This is a genomic window from Xanthomonas sp. SHU 199 (genome assembly GCF_000364665.1).
GTDB lineage: Bacteria > Pseudomonadota > Gammaproteobacteria > Xanthomonadales > Xanthomonadaceae > Xanthomonas_A > Xanthomonas_A sontii.
This window is the reverse complement of the sequence record NZ_AQOI01000013.1, coordinates 1-9,951: the sequence shown is the minus strand read 5'-3', so window position 1 is coordinate 9,951 and position 9,951 is coordinate 1. Positions and strand designations below refer to the sequence as shown.

Sequence of the window (9,951 nt, the reverse complement as noted above, 5' to 3'; positions counted from 1 at the left end):
TGGCGGCACGCAGGGCCGCGGCCTGCGGATGGTTCTCGGCCAGCGCGCCGACGATCAGCACCGCACGGCCGGCGCCCTGCACCGCCTCGCGCAGCGCGGCGTCGGCCAGCGCCTCGGCGAACTTCGACGGCGCCACGATCTGGCGGCCGGCCTGGTCGAAGGCCACGTCGAAATCGACCGGGTTGATCGAATACACCTTGGTCTGGCGCTGCATCCGCGCCTTGCGCAGGCGTGCATGCAGCAGCGGCAGTTCATGGCGCAGGTTGCTGCCCAGGATCACCACCACGTCGGCCTGCTCGATCTCCGCCAGCGGCAGCGCGAACGGCTCGGCCAGCGCGGCATCGGAGAAGTCGCGGTTGTACACGCGGTGATCGAGGTTGCCGCTGTCCAGGCCCGCGGCCAGGCGCGCCAGCAGCGCGCCCTCCTCGTTGGAGGTGGACGGATGCGCGAGCACGCCCAGCGCGTCGCCGCGGTTGGCCTTGAGGATCTCGCTCGCGGCGGACAGCCCTTCCGCCCACGACACCTCGCGCCACTGCCCGTCGACCTTGCGCATCGGCCGCAGTGCGCGGTCTTCGGCGTACAGGCCCTGGTGCGAGTAGCGGTCGCGGTCGGACAGCCAGCACTCGTTGACCGCTTCGTTGTCGCGCGGCACGGTGCGCAGCACTTCGCCGCGGCGCACGTGCAGGAACAGGTTGGAGCCCATCGCGTCGTGGTAGCCCAGCGACTCGCGCGCCACCAGTTCCCATGGCCGCGCGCGGAACTGGAACACCTTGTTGGTCAGCGCGCCGACCGGGCACACGTCGACCACGTTGCCGGACAGCTCGGTGGTCAGCGGCTTGCCGTCGTAGGTGCCGATCTGCAGGTTCTCGCCGCGGTACATGCCGCCCAGCTCGTAGGTGCCGGCGATGTCCGCGGTGAAGCGCACGCAGCGGGTGCACTGGATGCAGCGGGTCATCTCGGTGGCGACCAGCGGCCCGATGTCCTCGTCCGGCACCACGCGCTTGCGCTCGTTGAAGCGGCTGACCGAACGGCCGTAGCCCAGCGACACATCCTGCAACTCGCACTCGCCGCCCTGATCGCAGATCGGGCAGTCCAGCGGATGGTTGATCAGCAGGAATTCCATGACGCTGCGCTGGTACTTCAGCGCCTTGTCGCTGCGCGTCTGCACCTTCATGCCGTCCATGACCGGCGTGGCGCAGGCCGGCGACGGCTTGGGCGACTTTTCGACATCGACCAGGCACATGCGGCAGTTGGCCGCGATCGGCAGCTTCTCGTGGTAGCAGAAGCGCGGGATCGGGATGCCGGCCTTGTCGGCGGCCTGGATGATCATCGAGCCCTTCGGCACGACCAGCGACTGGCCGTCGATCTCGACGGTCACATGGCCTTCCGGCACGACCGCGGGGGTCGCGCCGGGATTGTTGGGTTGCGCGCTCATGCGGCGGCTGCCTCCAGCTTCTTGCCGTCAACCATCGAATGACCGTTGACGATGTAGTACTCGAATTCGTCCCAGAACTGGCGCAGGAAGCCCTGGATCGGCCAGGCCGCCGCTTCGCCGAAAGCGCAGATGGTATGACCTTCGATCTGCCCGGCGACGGTGCGCAGCTGGTGCAGGTCTTCCATCGTGGCCTTGCCGGCGACGATGCGCTCCAGCACGCGGTGCATCCAGCCGGTGCCTTCGCGGCACGGGGTACACTGGCCGCAGGACTCCTTGTGGAAGAACTGCGAAATGCGGCAGGCGAACTTCACGCAGCACACGCTGTCGTCGAGCACCACGATCGCACCCGAGCCCAGGCCGGTGCCCAGCGCGCGCAGGGTGTCGTAGTCCATCTGCAGGTCTTTGAGCTGCTCGGCCTTCAGCACCGGCATCGACACGCCGCCCGGGATCGCGCCCTTGAGGGTGCGGCCCGGCTTCAGCCCGCCGGCCATTTCCAGCAGTTCGTCGAAGGTGGTGCCCAGCGGCACTTCGAAGTTGCCGCCCTTCTGCACGCAGCCGGACACCGAGAAGATCTTCGGGCCGCCGTTCTTGGTCTTGCTCAAGCCCAGGAACCATTCCGGGCCGTTGCGGATGATCGCCGGCACCGAGGCGTAGGTCTCGGTGTTGTTGATCGTCGACGGCTTGCCGTACAGGCCGAAGTTGGCCGGGAACGGCGGCTTGTAGCGCGGCTGGCCCTTCTTGCCTTCCAGCGACTCCATCAGCGCGGTCTCTTCGCCGCAGATGTAGGCGCCGGCACCGAGGGCGCCGTAGATGTCGATGTCGATGCCGCTGCCGAGGATGTTCTTGCCCAGCCAGCCATTGGCGTAAGCGTCGGCCAGGGCCTGCTCGAAATGCTCGAAGGGCTCGTGGTGGAACTCGCCGCGCAGGTAGTTGTAGCCCACGGTGGAGCCGGTGGCGTAGCAGGCGATAGCCATGCCCTCCACCACCGAATGCGGGTTGTAGCGCAGGATGTCGCGGTCCTTGCAGGTGCCCGGCTCGGACTCGTCCGAGTTGCACAGGATGTACTTCTGCGGCGCGCCCTTGGGCATGAACGACCACTTCAGGCCGGTCGGGAAGCCGGCGCCGCCACGGCCGCGCAGGTTCGACTGCTTGACCATCTCGATCACCTGCTCCGGCGGGATCTTCTCTTCGAGGATCTTGCGCAGCGCGGCATAGCCACCGGTCTTCAGGTAGCTCTCGTAGGACCACGGGGTGTCGTAGTGCAGCGTGGTGTACACCACCTGGTGCGGCTGCGGCGCGGGGCCGACCGGACCGGTGGGAGCGTGGGGATGCTGTGCCATTGCCGTTACTCCAACCCGTCCAGCAATTCGTCGACCTTGTCCTTGGTCAGATGCTCATGGTAGTGGCCGTTGATGACCATCATCGGTGCGCCGGCGCAACCGGCCAGGCACTCTTCCTCGCGCTTGAGGTAGACGCGGCCGTCGGCGGTGGACTGGCCCAGCTTGCAGCCGAGCTTCTTCTCGGCGTGCGCGACCAGATCCTCGGCGCCGTTGAGCCAGCAGCTGATGTTGGTGCAGAACGCGACGTTGTTGCGGCCGACCTTCTCGGTCTCGAACATCGAGTAGAAGCTGGCGACCTCGTAGGCCCACACCGGCGGCAGTTCCAGATACTTGGCCACGCCGGCGATCAGTTCGTCGGTCAGCCAGCCCTGGTTCTGCTCCTGCGCGGCGTGCAGGCCCTGCAGCACCGCCGAACGCTTGCGGTCCGGCGGGAACTTGCTCAGCCAGTGATCGATGTGCGCGCGCGTCTTGTCGCTCAGCACCACCATCGGATCGACGTCGCGCGCCGCTTCGAAATTACCTGTCGCCTTCATCGGTCGACCTCACCAAACACCAGATCATAGGTACCAATCATCGCCACCACGTCGGCCAGCATGTGGCCGCGCACGATCGCATCCATCGACGATAGATGGGCGAAGCCCGGCGCGCGCAGGTGCACGCGGAACGGCTTGTTGGCGCCGTCGGACATCAGGTAGCAACCGAACTCGCCCTTCGGCGCTTCGACCGCGCAGTAGGTCTCGCCGGCCGGCACGCAATAGCCTTCGCTGAACAGCTTGAAGTGGTGGATCAGCGCTTCCATGTCGTCCTTCATCTCGGCGCGCTTGGGCGGCGCCACCTTGAAGTTCTCGACCATGACCGGGCCCGGGTTGGCCTTCAGCCACTGCACGCACTGCTTGATGATGCGGTTGGACTCGCGCATCTCGGCCACGCGCACCAGGTAGCGGTCGTAGCAATCGCCGTTGGTGCCCAGCGGAATGTCGAAATCGACGCTGTCGTACTTGGCGTACGGCTGCTTCTTGCGCAGGTCCCAGGCGATGCCCGAACCGCGCAGCATGGCGCCGGTCATGCCCCAGGCGTAGGCCTGTTCCGGGGTGACCACGCCGATGCCGACGGTGCGCTGCTTCCAGATGCGGTTGTCGGTGAGCAGGGTCTCGTACTCGTCCACGCGCGCCGGGAAGGTGTTGGTGAACTCCTCCAGGAAGTCCAGCATCGAGCCTTCGCGCGCGGCGTTGAGCCGCTTCAGCGCATTGCCCTTGTGCCAGCGCGATTCCTGGTACTTGGGCATGCGGTCCGGCAGGTCGCGATAGACGCCGCCCGGGCGGTAGTAGGTCGCGTGCATGCGCGCGCCCGACACCGCCTCGTACACGTCCATCAGCTCTTCGCGCTCGCGGAACGCGTACAGCATCACCGCCATCGCGCCCAGATCCAGGCCGTTGGAACCGACCCACATCAGGTGGTTCAGGATGCGGGTGATCTCGTCGAACATGGTGCGGATGTACTGCGCACGCTCCGGCGCCTCGATCCCCATCAGGGTCTCGATCGCGCGCACGTAGGCGTTCTCGTTGCACATCATCGACACGTAGTCCAGGCGATCCATGTAGCCGATCGACTGGTTGAACGGCTTGGACTCGGCCAGCTTCTCGGTGCCACGGTGCAGCAGGCCGATGTGCGGATCGGCGCGGACCACGGTCTCGCCGTCCATTTCCAGGATCAGACGCAGCACGCCGTGCGCGGCCGGATGCTGCGGGCCGAAGTTCATCGTGTAGTTGCGGATTTCCTGCTTGGCTTCGGCAGGATTGCTGGCGAACCCGTCGTGCGCCTGGTGGTACTCGCTCACTTGGCGGACTCCTTCTGTGCTTCGCCCGCCGCGGTCTGGTAGCGCGCATCGTCGCGGATCACGCGCGGCACGCCCACACGCGGCTCCACCGAGGTCACCGGCTCGTAGATCACGCGCTGCTTCTCTTCGTCGTAGCGCACTTCGACGTTGCCGATCAGCGGGAAATCCTTGCGGAACGGATGGCCGACGAAGCCGTAGTCGGTGAGGATGCGGCGCAGGTCCGGGTGCCCGGCGAAGACCACGCCGAACAGGTCGAACGCCTCGCGCTCGAACCAGTTCGCGCCCGGCCAGATGTCGGTGACCGAGGCCACCACCGGCAGGTCTTCGTTCGGCGCGTAGCAACGCACGCGCAGGCGCTGGTTGTGGCGGTAGGAAATCAGCTGCGCCAGCACCGCGAAACGCTGCTGCGGGACCGGCAACGGCTGGGCGCCGCCGGCAGCCTCACCGCTGGGGAACTCACCCCAGGCGAAACGGCCCACGGCCTTGCCTTCGACGCCGCGGCTGAAGCCGTGCGAGGACACGTCGGAGGTATCCCACTCGTCGCTGCCGTAGCCGAGGTAATCGACGCCGCACAGGTCGGACAGCTGTTCGAAACCGAACTCGTCGCGCAGCGCCAGGCAGGTGGCGTGCCAGGCGTCGGCCGGCACTTCCAGGGTGACTTCGCCGCGCGGAAGGGCCACGAAGACCTGGCTGCCGGGGAAACGGGCGCCGAGTCGGTCGCTAAAGGAAGATGCTTGCTCTGCCATGGGGGCTTGGCGTGCTCTCGAGGAAAGAGGAATCAGCGCGCGATGGTCTGGGTTCGCCAGATCTTCTTCTGCAACTGCAGGATGCCGTAGACCAGGGCCTCGGCGGTCGGCGGGCAGCCCGGGACGTAGACGTCCACCGGCACGATGCGGTCGCAGCCGCGCACCACCGAATACGAGTAATGGTAGTAGCCGCCGCCGTTGGCGCAGCTGCCCATCGAGATGACCCACTTCGGGTCCGGCATCTGGTCGTAGACCTTGCGCAGCGCCGGGGCCATCTTGTTGACCAGGGTGCCGGCGACGATCATCACGTCGGACTGGCGCGGCGACGGGCGGAACACCACGCCGTAGCGGTCCAGGTCCAGGCGCGCGGCGCCGGCGTGCATCATCTCGACTGCGCAGCAGGCCAGGCCGAAGGTCATCGGCCACATCGAGCCGGTGCGCGCCCAGTTCAGCAGCGCATCGACGCTGGTGGTGACGTAGCCCTTTTCCAGCAGCGGGTTTTCGCCTTCGGGACGCAGGATGTCGTCCACCCGCCCTTCCGGGATCGGGTTGGTCATCAGGCGATCCAGGGTCTGAATCACTCCCATTCCAGCGCTCCCTTCTTCCACACGTAAACAAAACCGAGGAACAGCATGCCGACGAACAGGCCCATGGTGACCAGGGAGCGAGCGCCCAGGTCCATGAACACCTGCGTCCACGGCACGATGAAGATGATTTCCAGATCGAAGACGATGAACTGGATGGCGATCAGGTAGTAGCGCACATCGAACTTCATGCGCGCGTCCTCGAAGGCCTCGAAGCCGCACTCGTACGGCGAGAGCTTCTTCAGGTCGGGACGCCGGGGACCGAGGAACCGCCCCACCAGCATCAGCGCGACGCCGATACCGGTGGCCACGATCAGAAACAGCAGGGTCGGCAAATATTCGGCCAGCACTCGCGATTCTCTCTTGCCTGTGCCCGCACGCGTGCCGTGCAGGCATGGGATAGACGATTCTCCGGGCGAGGGCGTGATGCCTTCGCGCAGAAACCGTAGCCAAACAATGGTGCCCAAGAGGGGACTCGAACCCCTACGACCTAAGTCGCTACCACCTCAAGGTAGTGCGTCTACCAATTCCGCCACCTGGGCTTGCGTAAAACCTGCGCGGCAATCCCGCCGCGCAGCATATTGTAACCGCCTTCAGTCTTTCTGCGACGGGGCAGGCGACTTTTCTTGCGCTTTTTCCGGCGCCTGCTGGGCGGCCGGGGCGGCGGCGGGGGCAGCCGGCGCCTGCGGGACCTGCAGTTCGCCTGCCGGCGCAGCCGGCGCCGGGGTGGCCGACTGCGACATCACGCCCAGATTGGCGTCGGCCGGACGCGCGCTGTGGCCGGCGTACCAGGCCATGAACAGGCTGATGGCGAAGAACACCACCGCCAGCCACTTGGTCGACTTGGACAGGAAGTTGGACGCGCCGCGCGATCCGAACACGGTGCCGGACGCGCCAGCGCCGAACCCGGAACCCGCCGCCGCACCGGCGCCGCGTTGCATCAGGATCAGCGCGATCATCGCGATCGCCACCAGCACGTAGACCACATTGAGGATGACCATCAGCATTTCGAAATCCGTCCGGACAGTACGACTTGGGGGACGAACGGCCGCCAGCGGCGGCCGTTCGCTCAACAGGTGGCCGCCGCTCGCACGATGGCCAGGAATTCCGCGGCGACCAGCGAGGCGCCGCCCACCAGCCCGCCATCGACATCCGGCTGCGCGAACAGCTCGGCGGCGTTGTCGGGCTTGACGCTGCCGCCATACAGGATCGGCAACGAATCCGCGATTCTAGCATCGCGTGCCGCCACTTCGCCACGGATGAACGCGTGCACCGCCTGCGCCTGCGCCGGGCTGGCGGTGCGGCCGGTGCCGATCGCCCAGACCGGCTCGTAGGCCACCACCGCGCGGGCGAAGCCGTCGGCGCCGACCAGATCCAGCACCGGCGCCAGCTGCGCGGCGATGACCGCCTCGGTGCGCCCAGCCTCGCGCTGCTCCAGGGTCTCGCCCACGCACAGGATCGGGACCAGCCCGGCGTGCAGGGCGGCGGCGAACTTGCGCGCGACCAGCTCGCTGCTCTCCTGGTGGTACTGGCGCCGCTCCGAATGTCCGACCAGGCCATAGTCGGCGCCCACGTCCACCAGCATCGCCGCCGACACCTCGCCGGTGTAGGCGCCCTTCTCGTTGCTGCTGACGTCCTGCGCGCCGAAGCGCAGCAGCCGGTCCTCGAAATGCTCGATCAGGTCGCCCAGGTAAGGCAGCGGCGGCAGAATCACCACCTCCACGTCGTGCTCGGCCTCGTGCAGCCCGGTGACGATCTCCCGCACCAGGTCGGCGGCGAAGTGGCGGGTGCCATGCAATTTCCAGTTTCCGGCTACGATCTTGCGTCGCATCGGCGCATCTCCGGCGAAAAAGTGCCGAGAGGATAGCCGATGCGCCGCCAAGGGCCGGCATCGTCCCTGCCGTTCCACCCTCCCGCCCCGCTCCACGCGCAGAGACCGCCATGACCCAGCTTCCCGGCTACGCCCTGATCACCGGCGCCTCCAGCGGCATCGGCCGCGAGATCGCCCGCGAGTACGCCCGCCGCGGCGTGCCGCTGATCCTGAGCGCGCGCCGCGAGGCACAGCTGCAGGCGCTGGCCGCCGAACTGCGGCCGCAGGTGCCGGTGGAGGTGCTGGTCGCGGACCTGGCCGATCCGGCCGCGCCAGCCGCACTGGTGGCCGAGATCGAACGGCGCGGTCTGGCGGTGCGGATCCTGGTCAACAACGCCGGTTACGGCGTGCCCGGCCGCTACATCGCCCAGGACTGGGCGGTGCACGCGGCGTTCCTGCAGGTGATGGTCGGCGCCGTGTGCGAACTGACCTGGCGGCTGCTGCCGGCGCTGCGCGCCAGCGGCCACGGCCGCATCCTCAACGTCGCCTCGTTCGCCGCCCTGGTGCCCGGCGCCGATGGCCACACCCTGTACGCGGCGGCGAAGAGTTTCATGCTGCGCTTCAGCGAATCGCTGGCGCTGGAGAACGCCGACCGCGGCGTCGGCGTCTGCGCGCTATGCCCCGGCTTCACCTGGTCCGAGTTCCACGACGTCACCGGCACCCGCGAACAGATGAACGCCCTGCCGCGCTGGCTCTGGCTGCAGACCGCCGCGGTGGCCCGCGCCGGCATCGACGGCGCCGAACGCGGCAAGGTCCGGGTGGTCCCCGGCGCGGTCTACCGCGCCCTGCTCGGCCTGACGGCACTACTGCCCAATGCCCTGCTGCTGCGGCTGATGGGGCGCGGCTCGCATCGGATCAGGTCGGTGGAATAGCCCGCGCCCTGCCGGTCCTGCGAGCGGGGTCCGGGTATCGCGCCGCGCGGCAGGCCGCTAGGGCTGGTTGACGATATCGCCGTGTAGCGGCGCCAGCCTGGCCAGCAACCGGTTCTGCACGCGGCGCTGGATGCCGCGCTGGTCCATTGCCCACACCAGGTCCTCGACCAACGCGTTGAAGTCCGCCTCGTGGATCGGCAGATGCTGGTGCGCCTGCTTCATCGGCTTGGCGGTGTCGGCGCATGGCCCGTCGCTGAGGTGGCAGAACTTCTGCACCAGGCGCTGGTCCAGCATCACGATGTTGACCCGGGCGAAGTGCTGGACGATGCGCGGTTCGTCGGCGATGCGCGACAGCAGCGTCTCCACCAGCGCCTCGATGCCGGGCTGGCCGCCCAGGTCGGCGTACAGCGTGCGCGGCGGCCGCGGGGCGCTGGCGCAGCCGGCCAGCAGCGCGGCCGTCGCCAGCAGAATCGGGATCAGGACGCGCATCGGCCTGACCATGTCAGAACGCCACCTGCAGGGAGAGATAGGGCCCGCGCTGGTCGCGCAGGGTGGCGACGTCCCCGAGGTCGGCCCAGGCGCCGACCACGGACACGCGCTTGTTCGGGAACCATGCCACGAACGCATCCGCCCAGGCGTCCTCGCGGGCGAATCCGAGGTTGTCCGGTTTCTGCCGGTATTCCAGGCCCAGCACCCAGGACGGGTCGAGCACCACCGCGACGCTGGCCTCGGCCACCAGCCGGTAGGTATTGCCGCGATCGCCGCCGAACCCGAGCAGCCCGGTCTGGTTGGCGCGGGTGGCGCGCAGGGTGCCGTTGACCAGCAACTGGTAGCCACCGGCCGCGTCCAGCCAGAGCTTGGCGGCGCTGAGATAGATGTCGGTGCCATGGTCGGCGCGCGCGCCGATCGCCAACGGCAAGGCGCCGTCGCGCAGCCGCTTGTATTGCACCCCCAGCGCCACCTGCGGCGCGGCGCCGTAGATCAGGTCGCCGCCCAGCCGCAGCTTGGCGCCGACCACGTCCTGACCGAGCGCATGCCACGGCAGCGCCAGCCGCCGCTGCAACGTGCCCAGGTCCAGGCGCTGCCGCGCCAGCGACAGCTCCAGGCGGTTGCCCAGGGTCAGCGCCGCCCCCTGCACGTCCAGCCGGTAATCGCCGCTGTCCACGTGCGTGGCGAACAGCACCGCGCCGTCCTGATCGCGCGTGCCGTAGCCGGACAGGGCCGCCCACGGCACGATGCCGCCACCGCCACTGCCTTCCACGCTGGA

The 9,951-nt window shown here is 68.0% G+C and carries 12 protein-coding genes and 1 tRNA gene; 1 reads left to right on the top strand and 12 read right to left on the bottom strand.

Annotated features, from left to right (window positions below; genetic code table 11):
• From nuoG to tpiA, 10 genes are all read right to left on the bottom strand, one after another.
• The coding region (nuoG, locus tag D183_RS0100750; RefSeq protein ID WP_017907299.1) for an NADH-quinone oxidoreductase subunit NuoG at positions 1 to 1,435 on the bottom strand (1,435 nt) is incomplete at its 3' end.
• Positions 1,432 to 2,775 (bottom strand): NADH-quinone oxidoreductase subunit NuoF, encoded by a 1,344-nt coding sequence (nuoF, locus tag D183_RS0100745; RefSeq protein WP_017907298.1) that lies wholly within the window; start codon positions 2,773 to 2,775, stop codon positions 1,432 to 1,434. The genes nuoG and nuoF, both read right to left, overlap by 4 nt.
• 5 nt (positions 2,776 to 2,780) lie before the next feature.
• Complete coding sequence (gene nuoE, locus D183_RS0100740) at positions 2,781 to 3,308, bottom strand: NADH-quinone oxidoreductase subunit NuoE (RefSeq protein WP_010343009.1); 528 nt, start codon at positions 3,306 to 3,308, stop codon at positions 2,781 to 2,783.
• Positions 3,305 to 4,612 (bottom strand): NADH-quinone oxidoreductase subunit D, encoded by a 1,308-nt coding sequence (locus D183_RS0100735; RefSeq protein ID WP_017907297.1) that lies wholly within the window; start codon positions 4,610 to 4,612, stop codon positions 3,305 to 3,307. Before D183_RS0100735 ends, nuoE begins: the two co-directional genes overlap by 4 nt.
• On the bottom strand, positions 4,609 to 5,358 hold the full coding sequence (locus D183_RS0100730; RefSeq protein WP_026144075.1) for an NADH-quinone oxidoreductase subunit C: 750 nt from the start codon (positions 5,356 to 5,358) through the stop codon (positions 4,609 to 4,611). The genes D183_RS0100735 and D183_RS0100730 overlap by 4 nt, the downstream gene beginning before the upstream one ends.
• A gap of 32 nt (positions 5,359 to 5,390) precedes the next feature.
• A complete protein-coding gene (locus D183_RS0100725) occupies positions 5,391 to 5,945 on the bottom strand; it encodes a NuoB/complex I 20 kDa subunit family protein (protein ID WP_010343006.1) in 555 nt (184 codons plus the stop codon).
• Complete coding sequence (locus tag D183_RS0100720; RefSeq protein WP_010343005.1) at positions 5,936 to 6,292, bottom strand: NADH-quinone oxidoreductase subunit A; 357 nt, start codon at positions 6,290 to 6,292, stop codon at positions 5,936 to 5,938. The genes D183_RS0100725 and D183_RS0100720 overlap by 10 nt, the downstream gene beginning before the upstream one ends.
• 107 nt (positions 6,293 to 6,399) lie before the next feature.
• Positions 6,400 to 6,484: transfer RNA gene (locus D183_RS0100715), tRNA-Leu, on the bottom strand.
• A gap of 51 nt (positions 6,485 to 6,535) precedes the next feature.
• Complete coding sequence (gene secG, locus D183_RS0100710; protein ID WP_017907294.1) at positions 6,536 to 6,949, bottom strand: preprotein translocase subunit SecG; 414 nt, start codon at positions 6,947 to 6,949, stop codon at positions 6,536 to 6,538.
• 62 nt (positions 6,950 to 7,011) lie between these two features.
• The gene (tpiA, locus tag D183_RS0100705) at positions 7,012 to 7,773 is read right to left on the bottom strand and encodes a triose-phosphate isomerase (RefSeq protein WP_026143245.1); all 762 of its coding nucleotides are present in this window, start codon (positions 7,771 to 7,773) and stop codon (positions 7,012 to 7,014) included.
• Between the two features lie 110 nt (positions 7,774 to 7,883).
• On the opposite strand from tpiA, the gene D183_RS0100700 reads away from it, so the two are divergent.
• The gene (locus D183_RS0100700; RefSeq protein ID WP_017907292.1) at positions 7,884 to 8,684 is read left to right on the top strand and encodes an SDR family NAD(P)-dependent oxidoreductase; all 801 of its coding nucleotides are present in this window, start codon (positions 7,884 to 7,886) and stop codon (positions 8,682 to 8,684) included.
• Between the two features lie 57 nt (positions 8,685 to 8,741).
• Here the strand turns inward: D183_RS0100700 and D183_RS0100695 are convergent, their stop codons facing one another.
• Together D183_RS0100695 and D183_RS0100690 are read right to left on the bottom strand one after the other, a co-directional pair.
• Positions 8,742 to 9,173, bottom strand: a complete 432-nt coding sequence (locus D183_RS0100695; protein ID WP_017907291.1) for a group I truncated hemoglobin — start codon at positions 9,171 to 9,173, stop codon at positions 8,742 to 8,744.
• Between the two features lie 13 nt (positions 9,174 to 9,186).
• Positions 9,187 to 9,951 (bottom strand): DUF3034 family protein (locus D183_RS0100690; protein WP_017907290.1); only part of this gene is annotated, 765 nt, incomplete at its 5' end.

Coding starts and splice junctions, on each gene's coding strand:
- D183_RS0100725 (WP_010343006.1), bottom strand. CDS start 5,945: ATGGGAGTGATTCAGACCCTGGATCGCCTGATGACCAACCCGATCCCG.
- nuoF (WP_017907298.1), bottom strand. CDS start 2,775: ATGGCACAGCATCCCCACGCTCCCACCGGTCCGGTCGGCCCCGCGCCG.
- nuoE (WP_010343009.1), bottom strand. CDS start 3,308: ATGAAGGCGACAGGTAATTTCGAAGCGGCGCGCGACGTCGATCCGATG.
- D183_RS0100695 (WP_017907291.1), bottom strand. CDS start 9,173: ATGCGCGTCCTGATCCCGATTCTGCTGGCGACGGCCGCGCTGCTGGCC.
- D183_RS0100730 (WP_026144075.1), bottom strand. CDS start 5,358: ATGGCAGAGCAAGCATCTTCCTTTAGCGACCGACTCGGCGCCCGTTTC.
- tpiA (WP_026143245.1), bottom strand. CDS start 7,773: ATGCGACGCAAGATCGTAGCCGGAAACTGGAAATTGCATGGCACCCGC.
- secG (WP_017907294.1), bottom strand. CDS start 6,949: ATGCTGATGGTCATCCTCAATGTGGTCTACGTGCTGGTGGCGATCGCG.
- D183_RS0100700 (WP_017907292.1), top strand. CDS start 7,884: ATGACCCAGCTTCCCGGCTACGCCCTGATCACCGGCGCCTCCAGCGGC.